Source organism: Oscillibacter sp. (genome assembly GCF_032060045.1).
Classification (GTDB): domain Bacteria; phylum Bacillota; class Clostridia; order Oscillospirales; family Oscillospiraceae; genus Oscillibacter.
The window spans coordinates 7,411-27,981 of the sequence record NZ_DAMBZJ010000004.1; the positions used below are offsets into that span (position 1 = coordinate 7,411).

General features: G+C 52.7%; 16 protein-coding genes, 2 tRNA genes and 1 pseudogene. 9 read left to right on the forward strand and 10 right to left on the reverse strand.

The genetic code is table 11. The features are described from left to right. From RT018_RS02640 to RT018_RS02650, 3 genes and pseudogenes are all read right to left on the reverse strand, one after another. Nucleotides 1–704 (reverse strand): annotated as a pseudogene (locus RT018_RS02640) (hypothetical protein); the annotation flags it as partial. Nucleotides 705–976: 272 nt separating this feature from the next. After that, on the reverse strand, nt 977–1,945 hold the full coding sequence (locus tag RT018_RS02645) for a 2-hydroxyacid dehydrogenase (RefSeq protein WP_312938998.1): 969 nt from the start codon (nt 1,943–1,945) through the stop codon (nt 977–979). A 9-nt stretch (nt 1,946–1,954) separates the two neighbouring features. Then, nucleotides 1,955–2,956 (reverse strand): 4-hydroxy-2-oxovalerate aldolase, encoded by a 1,002-nt coding sequence (locus RT018_RS02650; protein WP_312938999.1) that lies wholly within the window; start codon nt 2,954–2,956, stop codon nt 1,955–1,957. Nucleotides 2,957–3,100: 144 nt separating this feature from the next. Between RT018_RS02650 and RT018_RS02655 the strand changes: the two genes are divergently transcribed. Further along, entirely contained in the window at nt 3,101–4,060 is a 960-nt protein-coding gene (locus tag RT018_RS02655; protein WP_312939000.1) for a LysR family transcriptional regulator, read from the forward strand. Nucleotides 4,061–4,210: 150 nt separating this feature from the next. Further along, entirely contained in the window at nt 4,211–4,597 is a 387-nt protein-coding gene (locus RT018_RS02660) for a tyrosine-type recombinase/integrase (protein WP_312939001.1), read from the forward strand. 45 nt (nt 4,598–4,642) lie between these two features. Here the strand turns inward: RT018_RS02660 and RT018_RS02665 are convergent. The 4 genes from RT018_RS02665 to RT018_RS02680 form a co-directional block, all read right to left on the reverse strand. Further along, nucleotides 4,643–4,718 (reverse strand) — tRNA-Met (locus RT018_RS02665). A gap of 26 nt (nt 4,719–4,744) precedes the next feature. Continuing rightward, nucleotides 4,745–4,831, reverse strand: a tRNA-Leu gene (locus RT018_RS02670). A 271-nt stretch (nt 4,832–5,102) separates the two neighbouring features. Further along, nucleotides 5,103–6,179: a tRNA 2-thiouridine(34) synthase MnmA gene (gene mnmA / locus RT018_RS02675; RefSeq protein WP_312939002.1), complete on the reverse strand. Its 1,077-nt coding sequence runs from the start codon at nt 6,177–6,179 to the stop codon at nt 5,103–5,105. A 94-nt stretch (nt 6,180–6,273) separates the two neighbouring features. Beyond that, a complete protein-coding gene (locus RT018_RS02680; protein ID WP_312939003.1) occupies nt 6,274–7,095 on the reverse strand; it encodes an ATP-binding protein in 822 nt (273 codons plus the stop codon). A gap of 546 nt (nt 7,096–7,641) precedes the next feature. Here RT018_RS02680 and gap point away from each other — a divergent pair. Continuing rightward, entirely contained in the window at nt 7,642–8,664 is a 1,023-nt protein-coding gene (gap, locus tag RT018_RS02685) for a type I glyceraldehyde-3-phosphate dehydrogenase (protein ID WP_312939004.1), read from the forward strand. A gap of 41 nt (nt 8,665–8,705) precedes the next feature. Here gap and RT018_RS02690 read toward each other — a convergent pair whose 3' ends face one another. From RT018_RS02690 to RT018_RS02700, 3 genes are all read right to left on the reverse strand, one after another. Then, nucleotides 8,706–9,722: a PIN domain-containing protein gene (locus RT018_RS02690; RefSeq protein WP_312939005.1), complete on the reverse strand. Its 1,017-nt coding sequence runs from the start codon at nt 9,720–9,722 to the stop codon at nt 8,706–8,708. A gap of 153 nt (nt 9,723–9,875) precedes the next feature. Continuing rightward, a complete protein-coding gene (gene hpf, locus RT018_RS02695) occupies nt 9,876–10,415 on the reverse strand; it encodes a ribosome hibernation-promoting factor, HPF/YfiA family (RefSeq protein ID WP_312939006.1) in 540 nt (179 codons plus the stop codon). Nucleotides 10,416–10,577: 162 nt separating this feature from the next. Beyond that, entirely contained in the window at nt 10,578–12,500 is a 1,923-nt protein-coding gene (locus RT018_RS02700; RefSeq protein ID WP_312939007.1) for a peptidoglycan DD-metalloendopeptidase family protein, read from the reverse strand. A gap of 589 nt (nt 12,501–13,089) precedes the next feature. On the opposite strand from RT018_RS02700, the gene RT018_RS02705 reads away from it, so the two are divergent. The 6 genes from RT018_RS02705 to RT018_RS02730 form a co-directional block, all read left to right on the forward strand. After that, nucleotides 13,090–14,445, forward strand: coding sequence for a nucleobase:cation symporter-2 family protein (locus RT018_RS02705; protein ID WP_312939008.1), 1,356 nt, complete (start codon nt 13,090–13,092; stop codon nt 14,443–14,445). 253 nt (nt 14,446–14,698) lie between these two features. After that, nucleotides 14,699–15,544 (forward strand): DegV family protein, encoded by an 846-nt coding sequence (locus tag RT018_RS02710; RefSeq protein WP_312939009.1) that lies wholly within the window; start codon nt 14,699–14,701, stop codon nt 15,542–15,544. A 207-nt stretch (nt 15,545–15,751) separates the two neighbouring features. Further along, on the forward strand, nt 15,752–16,837 hold the full coding sequence (locus tag RT018_RS02715) for a DUF4118 domain-containing protein (RefSeq protein WP_312939010.1): 1,086 nt from the start codon (nt 15,752–15,754) through the stop codon (nt 16,835–16,837). Then, nucleotides 16,834–17,541 (forward strand): response regulator transcription factor, encoded by a 708-nt coding sequence (locus RT018_RS02720; protein ID WP_312939011.1) that lies wholly within the window; start codon nt 16,834–16,836, stop codon nt 17,539–17,541. The genes RT018_RS02715 and RT018_RS02720 overlap by 4 nt, the downstream gene beginning before the upstream one ends. A gap of 319 nt (nt 17,542–17,860) precedes the next feature. Continuing rightward, nucleotides 17,861–19,342 (forward strand): carbon starvation CstA family protein, encoded by a 1,482-nt coding sequence (locus RT018_RS02725; protein WP_312939012.1) that lies wholly within the window; start codon nt 17,861–17,863, stop codon nt 19,340–19,342. 411 nt (nt 19,343–19,753) lie between these two features. Beyond that, nucleotides 19,754–20,571 (forward strand): threonine/serine dehydratase (locus tag RT018_RS02730; RefSeq protein WP_312939013.1); only part of this gene is annotated, 818 nt, incomplete at its 3' end.

Here is a 20,571-nt window from a genome sequence, read left to right on the forward strand (position 1 = left end):
ATTTCCTCCTGCACTCTTCCAAATTCATTCAGCACAGTGTTGCCTTTGCCGTGGTACATGTGGCTGTAAACATCGCCGGGTCGCAATATGGAAACAATTTTCGCTGCGCTTGTCGGAGGATCTGTGGTATGGACACATACCGGGACCCCCAGCATATCTCCAATTTCCACCGCTCGACGCAGTGGCTGCAACCCAAGTTCACCCACAATGGAGCGGCTGATACGAATCTTGATTCCAAGAATCTCTCCGGGATACTCTTGCATCAGGGACTTCATCCGCTCTACGTCAATGACCGCCTCATTCAGCGGCTCACTGATACCCCGCCCGGGCTGTCCCACTGGAGAAAGATTCAGGTAGCTTTTGATCACCAGTTTTTTGCCTGTAATATCACAGCAGTGAAATGCCGGATAGTTGGCGCAGCCTGCCGAGCCCATATCGCCGGCACAGACCACACCGGATGAAAGCAACTGATCTGCATCCATCCCGAAAGCACTGCCATGGCGAAAGAGATGCGTGTGGAAATCCACAAAGCCAGGAAACGCATACTGCCCGTTCGCCTGAATCACTTCAATGCCGGAATCGTATGAAACACTCCCTGATGGAGTAATTCGCGTAACTTTGCCACCTTCCATGTGGATATCTTTTCTGAGCTCCTCGCCATTTGACAGGTTCAGCAGCTGGGCATTCAGAATCACTCGCTTCATTAAAAAAACGTCCCCCAAAATGTCAAACTGACTATCAAAGTAGAAATGATTTTTATTTCAAATATATATTGCTTTTTTGTGCCACGTTACATAATACGTTATTTTTTACAGAATGCAAGTTCCTTTTTTATCTTTGGAGAGGCTCACAATGTGGGATGGTTTTACCTGTGCAAATTTACCGATGCTGTCCGCACAAATTAATATCCATGGTCTTTTCTAACGAAGGTGGAAATCATTTACGAATAGTCAGCTAAACTTTATGTTCCGGCTTCTTACAAAAACTTGCGATTAACCACATGCTGGCAGTCACCAGTGGATACAAAATCCAGAATGTCCTTTGCCAGCATTGGCATGATGATGTCTCCGATGTCGGCAGTACCACCACCCACATGCGGCGTGACGATGATGTTGGAATCCTTCAGCAGCTCATCGCCTTTTTGTAGGGGCTCGTTTTCCACTCCGTCCAGACCGGCACCAGCCAGTTTCCCATTGCGCACAGCCTCAGCCAGAGCGTGATCGTCTATCAGGCCTCCCCGGGCAGTATTGATGACAATAGCGCCGTCTTTCATGGCTGCGATCTGCTCAGTGCCGATCATGTGGAGAGTGGAGTCCAGTAGAGGCACATGAAGCGTGATGATGTCAGAGGTGGCAATCAGCTCATCCATTGCCACATAGGTCATATGAAAGGTTTTCTCCATCTCCGGAGAAAGGCGGAATGCATCGTTGTATTGTACGCTTGCGCCGAAGGCCTGAACCTTGGTAGCCACCTGACGGCCGATATTGCCGCCGCCAATAACGCCCACCAACTTGTTATGTAGGCTGAAGGAGCTGTTTAGAAAGGTGTTCTTGCTCCACTCTCCCCTTCGCAGGCTATCAGTGTGGCAGAGCAACTTGCGACCCACAGCCAGCATCAGCATGACGGCCAGTTCGGACACGGCATTTGCATTGGCACCGGGCGTGTTGGTGACCAGAATACCGCGTGTACCGGCGGCATTAATATCCACGGAGTCGAAACCCGCACCCCATCGCAAGATCATCTTCAGGTTTGGATTCCGCTCAATGACCTCCTTCGGTGCTTTAAAAATACGCAGGATCATGATTTCCGCATCGGTCATGGCGTCGTACGCCTCAGGGGTATCTACCACCACCAAATCAAACTGGTTTTCGGGCAGCAGGGCACGCAATTTTTCATATGTATGGGCAGGATAAGTACCTGCCAAAACAACTTTTATCACAATCATTTACTCCTCTTAGTTTAAGCTATCCGCTATCTGAGCAATCAGTGTTTCAGACGGTGCTTTTTGGTCGATAGCGGAAACGGCAACGATAAGCTTGTAAAGATTCACATTTCTTTCAGTCGCTATCTTCTTGAACTTCTTGACAAAGCTAGAGTGACAGCCACACAAACCCAGCGAAAGATCCAGAGGAGAGACGGGGTTATGATAGTTGTAAGGTTCCATGGCGGGTTGCAAACGTTTTTCAATAAAATCCAGCATTCCATATAGGTCGATTTCCCGCATTTCGCCGCAACGGTTCATCATGGCAACGCAGATCTCAGTGGCTAGATTTCCGGCGCTGCGGGCCATGCCCATCAGACCGCAATCTAGAACATCGGCACCGCTTTTGTATGCAGCCATGGCGTTTGCGGCGGACAGGCCCAGATTATTGTGACAATGGAAAGCTACAGGTATTTTAACAGCAGCTTTCAGCTTAGTGGTGTATTCCGCCGCCTGATCAGGTAGCATAGTACCGGCCGAATCCATGATGGTAAACTCGTCTAGACCAGCAGCCTCCAACTTTTTCCCCTCTTCTACCAGCTGATCCGGAGTTAACAGATAGGCCTTCATGGCGGAATAATAGGCCTTCATGCCGGATTTCTTAATGTCAGTGATGGCCGAAAGGGCGATGTCACCGTCACCGGCATCTGCACCTATCCGCAGGAAGGACAGACCACCTTCTTTGGCTAAAGCCACGCTTTTTTCCCGATAACGCTTGGCATTCATGAACATGCCCAGCTCACTGCCCTTGTCCAGATATTTTTTAACAATGTCCAGATAGGTCTGATCCGTTTCAGCAGCAGTAAAACCAGCCACCTCATAGGCACCGATGCCGCCGGCATTACCAAATTCAATAATTGGCACATGGCAGGCAGTCAGCCCATCCAGAACCATATCTGTGATCTCCGCCGAAAAGCCCTTCCCAACCACATTTGCACCGTCACGCAACGTACAATCCATCAGAATAACGCCCATAAATTCCCTCTCTATCTTTTGAGTATTTTGCACAGAAATTTTCTTGATTTTTTTATAAAATATGGTATCATTATAATGTAACAATGTCTAACACTATTATTTTTGGATTTTAACAAGATAAATCTTGTCTTGCGGAAAGGCAGTATGAATATTAAGAGCATAGAATATTTCCTTATTACCGTGGAAGAAATGAACTTTACACGTGCCGCCGAGCGGCTGTACATCAGCCAGCAAGCTCTCAGTAGTCATATGCAGCGTCTAGAAGATGCGTACAATGTAAAGCTTTTCGAGCGGCGTCCTTCTCTGCACCTTACTCTGGAGGGCCAGCAGATGGTGTTTTATGGTCAGCAGATGCTAGAGGCAGAAAAGAAAATGCGTGTTGCATTTTCAGATATCAGTGAAAATTGTCGTGGAGTTTTGCGAATCGGTATCTCGCGACTGCGTGGCAGTCTATTAATCCCCCCTATATGGAGTTTTTACCACAAAACTCATTCCAATATCTCGGTGGAGTTGGTGGACGGAAATACCAACTCTTTGGATATGCTTCTTCAAAACGGCAAGGTAGATTTGTATTTCGGTATTGATATTCCTGCAACCCCCCATTTGCAGCGCGTGGAGCTAGCCCGGGAAAAAATGCAGTGCTGTATGTCACAGGAACTGTTAGAACATTTTCATCCCGATGACTGGCAGGAATGTTTATCTTCTTTTAAAAAAAGTATTACTTTGCGGCAAATTGCGGATATGCCGCTGATTACCATGCGGCAGGGCAACCGTTTGCGGAACATAGTGGATTCTGCATTCGCTTGTGATTTAAAGCCACAGATTGTCTTCGAGTGTGATCAGCAGGACCTAATTTACTCGTTGGCGAATCAGAACGCCGGAGTAGGCTTATTATCTCCAGTGGTGCTTTATCAAAATTTAGATGAGATCAAACAGCAGAGAGACACCTTCCATTGCTTTCCGTTGTCCGATGTGCCAGAGGTCGTTTTATATCTGGTATACCACAAGGACCTTCCACTGCCCCGTTATACCATGGACTTTGTGCAGACTGCTTGTTTGATGTTCCGAAATTACAGCCGAACTATCGACAAGCACTTCTCCTGAATTCTGCCTATAATCACAGAGTAACAGAAGCCCCTACCAGTGCAAGATGTGCTATCGCAGGTGCAATCTTACCGACATATATGATGCGGACGGTGTCACATCCGGCCTTTCATTTGTGTGCGTACATATATTATAAATAGGAACAAGCCCGTGGGATTTTGTCCCACGGGCAATCTTTTATCTTCCATTATGGCGCAGGCTGAAAAAGAGATGCTAATACCACATATCCATCCACATGCGTTCCGACATTCAGCTGCTTCTACCATGATTGCTAATGGAGTTGATCTGGTCACAGCTGCCAACGAACTTGGTCACGCCAATGCTACAACAACTGCGACAATATATGCACATCAAATTGAAATAGCAAAGCAAAGGCAGCAGATATTCGATCTGCGGCCTTCAGCCATCGAAAGAAGGAACATCAAGAAAATGAAACCGACAGCTGAAACCAGCTGCCGGTTTTGCGTATGTTCAAAAAACAGGTTGCTACTCCCAAATTACACCCAAAAGCTTCAAAGCAAATTTCAAAATACTTAAATAATTATAAAAACACCTGATTTCAAAAGAAATCAGGTGTTTTTCTGGTTGCGGGGGCAGGACTCGAACCTACGACCTCCGGGTTATGAGCCCGACGAGCTACCAACTGCTCTACCCCGCGATATAAATTGGCGCTGCAAATACCAATGGTGCCGGTGACCGGACTCGAACCGGTATAGCATCGCTGCCGGGGGATTTTAAATCCCCTGTGTCTACCAATTCCACCACACCGGCAGATATCGGCAGAAATTAGAATACCACACGAGGCATCGGTTTGTCAACCCCAGTTTTAAAAAATCTTTTTTGGCAGGTACAAAATTCCGCGCAATTTTTTATTCCGCTTTGCATATACTGGTCAGGATATGGATTTGAAAAGAGGTGGGTTATGCGTATGAACGGCTCCCAAACCAGCGATGTGGATGATCTTATTTACCAGGATGTCTGGTTGACCAGCGACCGATAACAGGCGGGACGCAGACGCGCCCCGCCTGTTCCTTTGAAAATTTTAGTGCACGATGGTCCCGCCGCCCACAACGGTCTCTCCATCGTAGAGAACCACGGCCTGTCCCGGCGTAACAGCCCGCTGAGGCTCGTCAAAGGTAAGCTGCAGGCCGCCTTCGTCAAGCGGTTCCGCTGTGGCGGTGGCTTCTCGCTGGCTATATCGGGTTTTGGCGGTGACGCGCATGGGCCCGGTAAGCGCGGAGACGGATACCCAATTCATATTCTCTGCCGTCAGCACCCGCGTCCACAGAGCCGAATCCGGCCCCAGACGGATGGTTCCTGTGGCGGGGTCCTTGTCCAGTACATACAAGGGCGGCTCAATCGACAGACCCAGACCCTTGTGCTGCCCCCGCGTATAACGGACAAAACCCTTGTGGCGCCCCAAAAGTGCTCCGTTCTGATCCACAAAATCACCGCTGGGGGAGGGGTGACCGGTGGTCCGCTGAATGAAGGAGACGTAATCTCCGTCGGGAGCAAAGCAAATATCCTGGCTGTCTCGCTTTTTCGCGTTCACCAGTCCATTTTGCTCGGCAATTTCGCGAACCTCCGTTTTGTGCAGTCCCCCCAGCGGGAATAAGGTGTGGCTTAACTGGTCCTGTGTCAGCATGTAAAGAAAATAGCTCTGGTCCTTGCTTCGGTCCACACCCCGTTTTAAAAGCCAGCGGCCCGTTGTCTCGTCCCGCTCCACCCGTGCGTAGTGCCCGGTGGCAAGAAACTCGCCATGGAGCGCCAGCGCCCGTTCCAGCAGCGCGCCGAACTTCACGGAGCGGTTGCACTCGGCGCAGGGGTTGGGCGTCCGTCCCGCCTCGTATTCCGAAATAAAGTCTGCGATGACCGTGCTGCGGAACACCTGCGAAAAATCAAATACATAAAAGGGGATGCCCAGCCGTGCAGCCACGGCCCGGGCGTCCTCTGCGTCTGCCAGAGAGCAGCAGGTCTTCTCCTGACATTCGCCCAAATCCTCGTTGTGAAACAGACGCAGATTCACGCCGGACACGTCGTATCCCGCCTGCTGCAACAGCAGCGCAGACACGGAGCTGTCTACCCCGCCGCTCATTCCGAGAAATACACTCTGACCCATGTAAAAATATCCTCCTTCGGCCCGGAGTTGCGGGCCGTAAACGTATAAAAGGGGACCGATTCGGTCCCCTTTTACGCCGATAAACAAAGCTTTGTCAGCGGTTGCGAATGACAAACGCCTCTGTGGGCAGGGCGTCCGCCAGTCCCAAAAGGGCCTGGTTAAAGCCTCCGGTGTAGTCAAACCGCGCATCGGACAAACCGCTGCGGTTTGCCCGCCGAATGGGGAGCCGGGCCGTAAACCGTGAACCCGATCCAAGCCGCGACTCTGCCACCATTCTTCCGCCGTGATCCTCCACAATCCGAAGGCACAGAGGCAGACCCAGACCCAGCCCGTGGGGCGGGGGGTCCCGGGGATCCCGGCGGGAATAGTGGTCAAAAAGAGCCTTCATATGCAGGTCGTTGATGCCGCAGCCGGTGTCTTCCACATCCAAAATCGCATGGTTCTCCGTGCGCCGCAGCTTCACAGTGACCGAGCCGCCGGCGGGCGTAAATTTGAAAGCGTTGGACAAGAGCTGGAACAGCAACTGCCGGATGGAATCCGGGTCTGCCGCGCAGATTAGCTGAGGAAGTAGGCAATCAAATGTCAGTTCCAGATTCATCAGAATCGCCAGCCCCTCTGCCTCGTCGCAGACATCCCGAAGCAGGCCAACCAGATCACAGTCCTGCATGGATAAGGGGGTGCGTCCGTCCAGTCGGGCGGCGGCCGACAGGCAGTTTACCAACCGTAGCATCTGGTAATATTGCTGGTCCAGCCGGGCGGCTTTTCGATCCAGCTCAGAATCCTGTTCTCGGGCTTCGGCGGGAGCTAATGCCGTGGCCGCGAGGTAAAGCCCGCTGAGCATGCCGCGCAATTGTGTTGCAATGGAGGGAAAAAGACTGGTTAACAGATGTGCTTCTTCACACTCATAATTCTCCACAGCGTTCCTCCTTTCGGTGCCTGCTTTTGTAGTTTATAGGATTTGCAGACAGCCGGACCGTAACCCCGGAAAACTCTGGGTTTTGCAATACGGCGGGCATTTTCTTTCTGTATTTCCCCAGAATATCAAAAAAAAGGTGCAAAAACAAGAGGTTTCGCCTTTTTTATCGAAAATTTCGTTTATTCATGCGGGTTTGATGAAATTTAAGGAAAAATAGAGAACAAAATCTTGTAGAAACCGCCAAGAAAACACTGAAAAAATACTACGTAATTTTGCGTATATTGAGGTTCACATTTTGGAAAAGCATGCTATAATAACTATAAAGAATCATTGACGCTGTTTCGTATAATCAGCGTGGAAGATTTCGCATCTGCGCCGGCATGACCGCAGAGCCGTGGACGAATCGGCTTCATGGCTTTTGGCCTTTTCCTCAAGGACGGATGCATGGGGCTGTATTTTCCCGATGGCGTTACCTGGGTGAAAAGCTGGCACCAGACCGGCGCGGGGGCAGCGCCGCGAAAAATATGAGATCGGACGGTAAGGAACATGGCGATTAAGGTTGGAATCAACGGCTTCGGACGCATCGGGCGGGTGGCGCTGCGAATTATGCTGGAGCGGGGCTGCAGCAGCTATCAGCTCTGCGGAATCAATCTGCGGAACGCGGATTTGGATTACATGGTCTATCAGGTGAAATACGATTCGGTGTTCCGCACTTATCACGGGACGGTGGAGCATGACGACAGGCACCTGCTGATCAACGGCAAAAAAATCCGGGTTTATTCGGAGAGCGACGCCAACCTCATTCCATGGGATGATTGCGGCGCAGAGTACATCATCGAGTCCACCGGCGTGTATAACTCCACAGAGAAGGCCTCCGCCCACTTTAAGGGCGGTGCAAAAAAGGTGATTCTCAGCGCACCGCCGAAAGACGATCTTACGCCTACCTTCGTCATGGGCGTGAATCATAAGAGCTATAACCCCGAAGTGAATGTCGTGTCCAACGCCTCCTGTACCACGAACTGCCTTGCCCCCATGACCAAGGTGATTAACGACACATTTGGCATCGAGCAGGCGCTGATGAGCACTATCCACGCCGCCACCGCAAAGCAGAAGGCGGTGGACTCCCGGGCAGGCCGGGACTGGCGGACCGGGCGCAGCGTCATCGGCAACATTATCCCCTCCTCCACTGGCGCGGCCAAGGCGGTGGGTCTGGTTATCCCGGAGCTGCAGGGGAAGATGACGGGCATGAGCTTCCGTGTGCCCACCAATGATGTGTCCGTGGTGGATCTGACTGCGCGGCTGAAACAACCTGCCAGCTATCACGATGTATGCGTGGCGATTGAAAACGCATCCCGCAACAGCATGAAGGGAATTATCTGCTATACCACGGATCAGGTGGTTTCCTCCGATCTGACCGGATTTTCCGAAACCTGCATCTTCGACGAGACGGCGGGAATCATGCTGGACGATAATTTTGTCAAGCTCATTGCATGGTACGACAACGAATGGGGCTATTCCAGCAAGCTGCTGGACCTGATGGCCCATATGTACGAAGAAGATCATCGCTGAAAAACAGCTGGGGGATGGAGCTATGCTCCATCCCCCGGTATTTATGCCTCTCCCGCCGGTTTTTCTGCGGCGGGCTTTTTCTTGCGGCGTCCGCCTCGGTGAGCAGTGCGGACCAGCTTCACGGCCGATTTTTCCTCCAACAAAGGCGCGGAAGACTTGGGCGCGGGCGCAGCGGAAGCGGAAGACTTGGCGGCGGGTGTGGGCATTGCCGTGGAAGGGGAGGCTGTGGGCACACTGGACTTTGCAGTGGGCTGGACCACCCCTTTCGCAGAAGGTTGCGCCGCCGGTTTTTCCGAGCTTCCCCCAACAGGCTTGGCTTCGGCGGGTTTCACTCCGGAGGACTTCCCATCCGTGGACTCTGCCTCGGCGGGTTTCACTCCAGAGGACTTCCCATCCGTGGACTTTGCCTCGGCGGGTTTGGCATCCGCGCTTTTGGCGGAGCGCCGCCGTCCGTTCCGGCTTTTTTTCACCGCTTTCTCTCCCGCAGAAGCCGCCGAAAGCTTGTCCTCCGGAGCGGGAACCGCTGACTTCGCCGTTGCAGACGTTTCCTGTGAGACAGGCTTGGCGGGCTGAAACAGCCCCTGCAAATGGTCGTAAGCGGCCAAACCCTGAACATCGCCAAATTCTTGCTGTAAAGAGGCACGCAGCTCCTCGGCGCTGGCAGCCCGCAGAAGATAAAATGCCTTCAGGCACGCAGCAATGGAGGGACGCAGGGCCACTTCCCGAAACGCGCCGGCATACCGCAATCGCAAAGCGCTCATGGCGGCCTCGTATCCCTTGTCCTGACTGATGACGTAGGCGCAGTCGGCCTCGCCCCGGCCCACCAGCACACCCAACTCTGTGATAATCTGGAAGTCAATGGAGTTTTTTCCACCCTTCACGCTTTCCAGATATTGAATGCTGGCCTTGCTGCCCTTGCAAAGCTCTTTGATTTTGCTGAGGGCAAGACCGGTCTTCTGATAAAAAATCAGAATAGAGTCCTCGGCTTTCAACTGGTCCGCGCCCTGAAGGCCGGTGCCAATGTTGTTGTCGCCGTCCACTAAAAAAATCATTTTCATAAAAATTATGAAACCTTTCTATTCACCCCTGCCGGGGAAAAACTTTAAAATGATGAAAATCACTCAATCAGTGTATACCGAAAAATAAAAAAAAGCAACCGGGCTGTCTAGCGGCCCGGTTGCATATTAAAAAATTTACAAATTACAGTACTTTTACTTCTCGCCGGTCTCGATCATGCCGTAACCCCCGTTTTTGCGCCTGTATACGATGGACAGGGAGTCGTCCTCCTCGCTGCGGAAGATAAAGAAGGAGTGATCCAGCAGGTTCATCTGCAAAATGGCTTCTTCCGGACTCATGGGCTTGACGGCAAAGCGCTTGGTGCGGACAATGTTGAATTCCTTCTCTTCTGCGACGTCAAACTCGTCGGGTGTCTCTGGGGAGAACCCCTCGTTGCGAAGGCGCTTGGAAAGACGGGTCTTATTTTTCAGAATCTGGCGCTCAATATAGTTAGTGGCGGCGTCAATGGCGCTTCGCATGTCCCCGTCCGTCTCTTGCTTCTGGGCTCGGAATAGGGTGTTGCCGCCACGAATCGTAATTTCCGCGGTACACAGGTGTTCCTTCTCCACGGAAAACGTCACAAAGGCCGTGGCTTCCTCTTGAAAATACCGGTCGAGCTTGGACAATTTTTTCTCGGTATAATCTTTGATGGAACTGTTTAGAGTAACCTTCTTAAACGCAAACGTACACTTCATGGATATCGCTCCTTTCGTATGGTGAAAAGAGAGACTCTCTCTTTGTCCTAGTATAACACGTCCCACTTAATTTGAAAAGTAAATTTTCCGTGACTAAAAATGTCCGATTTCAGGATGGACCGACAAAAAGTCCGGCGCGTCAGAAGACGCGCCGGACCTTTTTTAAGGCAGGTAGTTCAGCGGGTTGCGGGCCACGCCGTTGTATCGGACCTCAAAGTGACAGTGGTTTCCGGTGGAGTTTCCCGTGGAGCCCATGCGGGCAATCTGCTGGCCCTTGTATACATGCTGGCCGACGGAAACGATCAAACTGGAATTGTGGCCATAATAGGTCACATAGCCGTTGCCGTGGTTGATCTGTACCAAATAGCCATAGCCGCTCATCCAGCCGGCATAGCTCACCGTGCCGCCGTCGGCGGCATAGATGGCCGTGCCCCGTCGGTTGGCAATGTCGATGCCCTTGTGGTTTGTGGAGGCATAGCTGTAACTCAGATTCCGATAGCCGAAGCGAGAGGTGATATTTCCGGAGCAGGGCCAGCGGAAGGAGCCGGTGGGCAGCCATGTGGGCCGGTCTTTGGTTCCCTGAAGCCTCTGCTCTGTGACAGGGTCCTTCAGGGTGACGGAGGAGAGAACCATCCTCTCCATTTCCTCGCCGTTGACATAGGTGACGTTGGCCACCACATCGGCAGATCCGTTTTCACCCGGGGAGGTGACCTTATAGTCGCCCTTATAAAGGTCGGCACTGTCGGTATATTCCACATCAAAGGGGATGGCGTCCATATACCGCTCCTGCTCCACCACCGTCATGGTGAGGTAGGGAACAGAGGCCGACAGGGTCAGCACCTCGCCGATGGACAGACGGTTGATGTCGTAGCCGGGGTTCAGAGCCAGCAGCTCAGCGGAGGTAAGATTGTGGCTGTTGGCAATCTGGGACCAGGTGTCTCCGCTTTTGACCTCGTAGGTCACCTCAGCGGTTTTGGTGCTATACAGCGTCTCGGCCAGATATCCCAGATTCATGATGCTGTCGGTGGGCACGTAGCCTGGTTTGATTTCCACCGTCTCCCCAAATTCGCAGGAGATGGTGTTCTCATCGCTGATGCCCTCCTTAAGCTGATTTAAAAGCTCATCAAGAGCGCCCTTGTAGGAGGTCGCCCCAATCAGCTCTCCGTCCACATACAGGGAATAGCCGTAGGTTACAAGGCCAATTTCCTCGGACAATCCCTCCTCAAGCTCCTCAGAGTCCATCACCTCGGACCGGGGCAGCAGGGAAGAGGAATATTTCAGCAGGCTTTCGTCAATGGCATAGTTAGAGCCGATGGCACGGGAGGTGACCTGCTCCAACTGGGCCTTGGCAAGGTTGGCGGCGGAAGCGGATTTTACCGCGCAGATCTGTTCGCCGTTGTAAATCACCGTGGTGCCCACGGTATAGAGAGAGAAGAATATAAAGACCAGCGCCACCGCGCCGGTGACTGCCAAAAAGGGCAAAGGACGAATTTTCTTCTGCCCAAACAGCCGCTTAAACAAAGACCGAATAGGGTCGAACCGTCCTGCCAGAAGCTGGCGCTGGCCCTTTTTGTGCTCGGTGAACCGGGTGGTCAGCAGCGGAGCCATGTTTCGGACGAACAGCAAAAGCTGCACCGCCGCCAAGTCGGACTCCGGGAATTGGCGGGCCTGTTCCGCACGCACCAGATGGCGAGCCCGCCGGCGGAGCCGACGGACATTTCTGAAAAAGGCGGTTTTTTTCTCTGAGAGAAGCTCCAAAAGCATCGCCGGAAGGGATTTTTCCTGTGCCGCTTCCCGCCGGCCGCTTGTCCGCTCTCCCGGAGCGGCGGCCACCGCCGCCACCATAGGCGCCGAGGAGCGCCGCTGCCGTCTGGACTTGTCAGGGTTCGCCTGCGCCTCTTTCTGAACCGGCGCGCTTTCCGGCGCCGCCCCGGCGAGAACAGGCTCTGCCTGCGCAGCCGAGTCGCTCACCCGCCGCAGGACTGGCGCGGCCTGGGGCTCCTCCACCTGGCGGCGAGAACCGGACTGAGTCGATTTGGCACGCCGGGCAGCGTGGTTGTGGGATTTTTGGGAATGTTTACTCATGCAGACCTCACAGTCGATATTAAAAAGCAAAACAAAAAAGTTACAGGAGGGTTACAGATTGTAACCGATGACATCATAACCTGTTTCCCTTCATTCGTCAAGCATTTTTTTGGCAAAACTGCTGGAAAATAGACCCAAAATTGCACTGCTAGTCTGCCCAAAAATACATTAATTATATAGTCGACACAAATTGCGCTTTAAAATATGGAGAAGAAAGGCGGATTTTGAGTAAAACGGCCGGATACTTGTGCACACCTTTAAAATATTTTTTAGGATGCCTAAAGATAATTGCATTCACCGAAAAATATGGTATGATATGCACATAGTAAACGATGCGGACCGCTTGCGGTTGCCTCCCTGAGGGAGGTGCATAGTCGCGGTATTGGGATTGCTTTGCGGCGGCTCAGTTTTCCCCTTTCCAGCTTCTGCCGCAATGCGAAACATGGGCAAAGGGCTTGTGCCACGCAGGATGCGGGCGACATTTCAAGGCAATACCAAAAAGAAGGTACGGCGGGCGCCGTAAATTGAAAGAAACGTGGTGAGGCTGCCGGGAAATGAATTCCGATGGCGTCCGAAAGGAGCGACTGTGATGGAGAAAAGAACCCCGAGCCGGGAGGCGCTGTTTCAGCTTCGCGGCCCCGTGCCCACAGGGGCGGCCGTGTCTTTGGCGCTGCAGCATCTGGTGGCCATGATTGTAGGCTGCGTAACGCCTGCCATTATTGTGGCGGGTGTTGCGGGGCTGAGCCAGACAGATGGCGTGCTGCTGATTCAGGCGTCGCTGGTGATGTCTGCTGTATCTACTTTTTTCCAGCTCTATCCCATTGGCGGACGATTTGGTTCGGGGCTTCCGGTGATTCTGGGCGTCAGCTTTGCCTATGTGCCAAGCATGCAGGCTATTGCCGCCGATGGCGGCGGGGTGGCTGCCATCGCGGGAGCTATGTTGGTGGGCGGCGTGGTGGCCATGCTGGCAGGTTTCGGTATGCGACACATCCGCCGCCTGTTTCCACCGGTGATTACCGGCACGGTGGTGTTTACCATCGGCTTGTCCCTCTATCCCACAGCCATTAACTATATGGCCGGTGGCGTGGGCAACACGGCGGATTCCATTGCCGCCAAAGGTCTGCCCGAGACGCTGATTTACGGCTCCTGGGAAAACTGGTTGGTCGCGTCGCTGACGCTGGTGGCCGTGATGCTGTTGAACCACCACGGAAGGGGGATTAGCAAGCTGGCCTCCATTTTGTTGGGCATGCTGGCGGGGTATGTGATCTCCATTCCCTTTCACATGGTGAATTTTTCCGGTGTGGCGGACGCGGCGTGGTTTTCCCTGCCCAGATTGCTGCACTTCGGGATAAAGTTTGACCCCGCCTCCTGCATTGCTATCGGGCTTTTGTTTGCCATCAACTCAATTCAGGCCATTGGCGATTTTACAGCCACCACCATCGGCGGGCTGGACCGGGAGCCTACGGACAGGGAGTTAAAGGGGGGCGTCATTGCCTATGGCGCCGCAAATATTTTAACGGCTCTGTTCGGCGGACTTCCCACCGCAACCTATTCCCAGAACGTGGGCATTGTCAGCACCAACAAGGTGGTAAACCGGCGGGTGTTCGCCATCGCGGGCGGGTTTTTGCTGCTGGCGGGCCTTTGCCCCAAATTTGCCGCGGTTTTGACCACGATTCCCCAGTGCGTGCTGGGCGGCGCCACGGTGACGGTGTTCTCTACCATTGCAATGACCGGCATGAAGCTGATCGCGTCGCAGGACCTTACTGCGCGGAACACCACCATTGTCGGCCTTTCTGCCGCGCTGGGCGTGGGGATTTCACAGGCGTCCACCGCTCTGAGCCAGTTTCCCGAAGCAGTGACGATGATTTTCGGAAAGTCCCCGGTGGTGATTGCCACGATTATGGCGGTGGTGCTGAATCTGCTGCTGCCCAAAGACGAAGCATAATGAAGCGGGTGAGCAGGGGCGAACGCACTCCAGTCTGTCCGTTAATCGTGTCCTGTTCTGCCGCGTTGCGCTGAGGAGGAGAAGCCTCTTTCAAAAAAACGGGCGGGCGATCATGCAAACTGCCCATGCGAAGAGCAAATGCAAGGTTTTGATTGACAATTCAAGACAAATGATGTAATGTAGTATTGAAAATCATATTATGAGAAGGCATCGGACAAATGACGGTTTGCCGGAAGCCTTCAAAGGAGTTTTTATGGCCTGGAATATTGTGTGCGACAGCAGTGCCGACATGGCAGACCAGAAGTGGGAAAATGGTCTTGTCCGTTTTATTTCCGTGCCTCTGCGGCTTTTGGTGGGGGAGCGGGAGTTTGTGGATGACGAACACATTCGCGTTCCCCAGCTTTTAGAGGCCATGCGGGAAGAGAAGACGGCGTCTTCCACGGCCTGCCCCTCGCCTTACGCGTTTGCTCAGGCGTTTTCCTCAGCGGACTGCACGATCTGTTTTACCATTTCCGGAAACCTTTCCGGCACTCTGGCCGCCGCCACGACGGGCCGGGAGCTGACGCTGGAGGAGTATCCGGAGAAAAAGGTTTGCGTCATTGACTCCAAAAGCGCCTCCGGGTGCTTGGTCTTGCTGGCACGCCGGGCGAAGGCGTTGATTGAAGAAGCCGTAAACCCGGATTTTGAGAAGATCTGCGCGGAGTTACGCATTTATCAGGCGGCCCTGCGTACCGTGTTTACTTTGGAGAATTTTGACAACCTCATTAAAAATGGCCGTATGCGTCCTCTGGTGGGAAACCTGCTTCATTCTCTGGGGATTCATGTCATTGCAGACACCACGCCGCAAGGCTCTATTCGTGTGGCGGACAAGGCCCGGGGCGAAACAAAGACTTATCAGGCCATCACAAAACAAATGGCCGCCAGCAAAGACTGCACTGGAGCTGAGGTGATTATTTCCCACTGCCAGAACCTGCCCGGTGCTGTCAAGCTGAAGGAGCAGATTCTGCGGGATCTTCCAGTGAAGGGCGTGGAAATAATAGCGTGCCGAGGCCTGACCAGCTTTTATGCCATGGAAAAGGGCCTGATTTTAGGCTATTGAGAATATGATTAGGCGCGCCCGCGGAAGCTTTCTGCGGGCGCGCTTTGTATATTATAAGATTGCCACCGTTTTTTTGGATATTTCCCGCAGACAAATATTAGCGGAAATTTGGCACGAACTGTGATATAATAAACGCAAAGTCGGGATGATCCCTTGGCAAAAGACTTATTTCAAACTGTTTCCACAGAAAAGACAGGGGGCGAGGCAATGCGAGATCAAAAAGCTCTTTTAAAGATTATTTTTTCTTTTCGGCCGAAAGATTTGCTGATATGCACGGTGATTTTGATCAGCGCGTGGGCGGCTTGTATGCTATTGCTGCACGCCAACACCAGCGAGGGCTTTGCTGCCCCTGTTTTTGTGCTGGCGGTGCTACTGATCTCGCGCCTGACCGATGGGTACCTATTCGGGCTGTTGGCCGCCGTGGTGGGAGTCATGTCCGTAAACTATATGTTTACCTATCCGTTTGGTGCGATTGATTTTACCCTTTCCGGCTATCCGCTGACTTTTTTGACACTTCTCATGGTCTCTATCGTCACCAGCGCCCTAACCACGCAGATTAAACAGCAGGAGAAGCTCCATACCGACAACGAGATGGAGAAAATGCGGGCGAACCTGCTCCGCTCCGTGGCCCATGATATCCGCACGCCCCTGACCTCCATTGTGGGGTCCACTTCCGCGATTTTGGAAAATCCCTCGATTTCAAGTCAAGAGCAGGGGGAACTGCTGCGGGACGTGCGAGAGGAAGCGCAGTGGCTTATCCGGGTGGTGGAGAACCTTTTGTCCATCACGCGGATTGGAGAAAACGGACAGGCCCACATTGTCAAGAAAAATGAAGCGGCGGAAGAGATTTTAGGAGAGACGGCACGGAAATTCCGCAAGCGGTTTCCCAATGTATATGTTACCGTAGAGGCGCCCCACGAGCTTCTATTGGTGCCCATGGATGCCATTTTAATTACGCAGGTGTTGGTAAATCTGCTGGAAAACGCCGTGCGTCACGGCGAGACAACGACTCGGGTGGCTCTGTCTGTGAGACGAGACGGCAAGATGGCCAAATTTTCCGTTCAGGACAACGGACAGGGTATTCCCAGAGATCAAATGCCCCGCCTGTTTGATGGGACGCTTAAGCGCAACGAAACCGCTGCTGGCGACGGAAAACGGGATATGGGTTTGGGACTGATGGTGTGCCTCACCATTGTGAAAGCCCATAATGGATTTATGGAAGCGCGGAATATAGAGGGCGGGGGCGCGGAATTTGCATTTTTCCTGCCCACGACAGAGGAGGAAGAACAGTGAACATCCGGGAAAAGGTATTGGTGGTGGAGGATGAAAAAAGCATCTCCCGGTTTATCTCCGCCATACTGGACAACAACGGCTATGAGTCCATGCAGGCCCGAACGGGGACGGAGGCGTTGTCCATGATTTCATCTCACTGTCCGGACCTGGTGATTTTGGATCTGGGCCTGCCGGACATGGATGGGTTGGAGATTTTGCGAAACCTGCGCTCCTGGTCCAGCCTGCCGGTCGTAGTCGTCTCCGCACGGGACCACGAGCAGGACAAGGTGGCAGCGCTGGATTTGGGAGCCGACGACTATCTGACGAAGCCCTTTGGGACCGCCGAGCTGCTGGCGCGGGTCCGGGCCGCCATCCGTCACACCCGCACGACCTCTGCCAACGACGGGGTTGCCCGTGAGGGAACCTATACCGTGGGGCGACTAACCATTGATTACAACAAGCATCAGGTGCTGGTGGACGGGGAAAACGCAAAGCTGACGCTCAGCGAATTTCGCATTGTGGCATTGCTTGGAAAATACGCGGGCAAGGTGCTCACCTATGATTTTATCATCAAAGAGCTGTGGGGTCCCCGGGCGGGAGACGACAACCAGATTCTCCGGGTCAATATGGCGAACATTCGCCGGAAGGTGGAAAAAAATCCGGCGGAGCCGGAATATTTCTTTACGGAGGTAGGCGTGGGCTACCGTCTTGCTGAGGGAAGTTGAGCTTTAAACGACCTGTTTTCGGGCGGACCAGATACAATTGCAGACAAGCGGGAAGCGGGTTTTATAACCCGCTTCCCGCTTTTATATAAGGCTGAATTAAAAAACGGCACCCAGTTTTGTTCGCATAAAATAATGACTTGTGATGTTATTTTAACGGAAATTTAACAATAAGTGTACTGATCTTGATAACATCGAAATAATTCTTAACAAACTCTGAACGCTTTTTAATGGTAAAATCTGCTATTATCTTAACAAGGACCCTAACAGGGTCCGTTAAGAGCCGTGTGGGAGCGGCAGAAACAAAGGAGTGTGTGTATCTATGGCAACCTTTTTTATTGGCCTCGTAATTCTCATAGGCGGAGGAGCGCTTTATGGCACCTTCTGCGAGAAAGTCTTCGGGCCGGATGACCGGGAGACACCAGCCTATTCCAAGCAGGACGGCGTTGACTATGTTCCCATGAAGGAATGGAAGAACAGCCTCATCAACCTGCTGAACATTGCCGGAACCGGCCCCATCATCGGGCCCATTCAGGGTATTTTGTTCGGGCCCATCGCGTTTTTGACGATTCCCATCGGAAATGTGATCGGCGGCGCCATGCACGATTATTTCTCCGGCATGATCTGCTTGCGCGACGGCGGCACCCAGATGCCCGAAATGGTGCGCAGATACAGCAACAAGGGTGTCTATGCAATTTATCAGGTCATCCTCTGCGTGCTGCTGCTGCTGGTAGGTGCTGTGTTCATTTACACCCCTGGCGATATTGCCGCCACGCAAGTGCTCGGATTCTCCGGTGCCCCCACCGCTGTTTCCACATGGGTGATTTACGGTGCGATTTTTGCCTACTACCTGATTGCTACCATTTTCCCCATTGATAAGATTATCGGCAGAATTTACCCTATTTTTGGCGCGATTCTGCTCTTTTCCGCCGTGGGCGTGCTTATCGGTTTGCTGGTGCAGGGTTATCCTCTGTTGAACGTGTGGGACGACTGGAACGGTGGCCTGATTAAGTACGGCGATTATTTTGGCACAAATCACTTTTTCCCCATCTTCTTCATCACTGTGGCCTGCGGCATTCTTTCCGGCTTCCACTCCACGCAGACCGCGATTATTGCTCGCACCATGAAGAGCGAAAAGCAGGGCCACACCACATTCTACCGTATGATGACCCTGGAGGGCTTTATCGCCATGATCTGGGCTGCGGGTGCCATGGGCGTTTACAATCTGGGTCTGCAGGAGGCCAAGGCTGGGCTGGCTACCGGCACCATTGGCGTTGTCTGCAAGAGCCTGCTGGGCAATGCGGGCGGCCTGATTGCACTGATTGGCGTAATCGTTCTGCCCATCACCTCCGGAGACACGGCTCTTCGCGCCCTGCGCCTGAGCATTGCGGAGTCTTTTCACATTGACCAGAGCAGCAACGGTAAGCGTTTGTCCCTCTCCGCTGTTATTTATGCGCTTGTGGCCGTGATTTTGGTGTTTGCAAAAATGAATCCTGAAGGCTTCAAGATTCTGTGGCGCTATTTCGCGTGGACGAACCAGACGCTGGCCTTGTTTGCGTTCCTTGCCATTTCCATCTGGATGTTTGAAAACGGCAAGGCAAAATACGTCTGGGTACCCCTGATTCCCGGCACGTTTTATGCGTTCGTCACTATTACGTTTATTATGAACGCCAAGATCGGCCTCAATATTCCTTGGGGCGGTGCCTATATCATTGGCGGTGTGGCGGCCATTGCGTATGCCGCTGTGATCCTCTGGTATGGTCGCCGCAGAGCGGCTGCCCTGCCCTTGAGTGCAAAGCAGTAATCTTTAATAGTGCTTGCCGCAAAAAATGTGGCAAACCGGTACATACAGACAGAGCTGCGGCAAAAGCCGCGGCTCTGTCTGTGCCTTTTAATTCGCGGAAAATCTTCACTTCGATGTCAACACAAGGCCCCAACCTTTGGAAATACTGTGTATTGCAATCCCTCTTTGTAAACCGTATAATTGCAGATAGAAATACAATTTAATGCCTATTTGTTTTCTCGGGAAGAACAAACGGCTTGATTATAGAGACAATAAAAGATGCAAACCTAAACACCGACATCAGCGGAAAACGGCCGTATACGATTGGGCATAAGGAACTGCAGGTGTGCAGGGCATTGCGCTTGTCGTCATTTAAGAGAGATTCTGTGCTTGTGGTTGCGAGATCTTTGTATGATGTAGGAGGGGACGACCATGCTGACTCTGGAAATGATTCAGGCCGCGCAGACTGTGCTGCGGGGTGTAGCCCGCATAACGCCACTGAATCCCGCCAAAAAGCTGGGGAAAAACGTGTATATTAAGTCAGAAAACCTTCAGCTTACAGGTGCATTTAAACTCAGGGGTGCCTATAATAAGATTCGTTCCTTGACGGAAGAGGAGGCGAAAAGGGGCGTTATTGCCTGCTCCGCCGGGAATCATGCGCAGGGAATTGCGCTGTCCGCCGCGAAGCTGGGGATTAAGTCTATCATTTGTATGCCTGCCGGTGCGCCTATCAGCAAGGTGGAAGCCACAAGAAACTATGGCGCGGAAGTGGTTCTGGTTCCCGGGGTGTATGACGACGCGGCCGCGGAGGCGGCGCGCCTGACGCGAGAGAAGGGCTATACCTTTGCCCATCCTTTTAACGACGAGCTGGTGATGGCAGGGCAGGGGACCATCGGGCTTGAAATTCTGGAACAACTACCCGAGGCGGATCAGGTGGTGGTTCCCATCGGCGGTGGGGGACTGATCTCCGGTGTGGCCTGTGCCATCAAAAGTCTGAAGCCTTCCTGCCGTGTGGTGGGTGTGCAGGCCGCAGGCGCGGCGGGAATGTATGTTTCGCAGCGGGCGGGCCGCCCGCTAAAGCTGCCCAACGTTTCCACCATTGCGGATGGCATTGCCGTGAAGGAGCCGGGGGATTTGACTTTTGCCCTGTGCGCGAAATATGTGGACGAAATTGTCACTGTTAAAGATGATGAAATTTCCACCGCAATTTTGGCGCTGATGGAGGACCAGAAGACCGTGGCTGAAGGGGC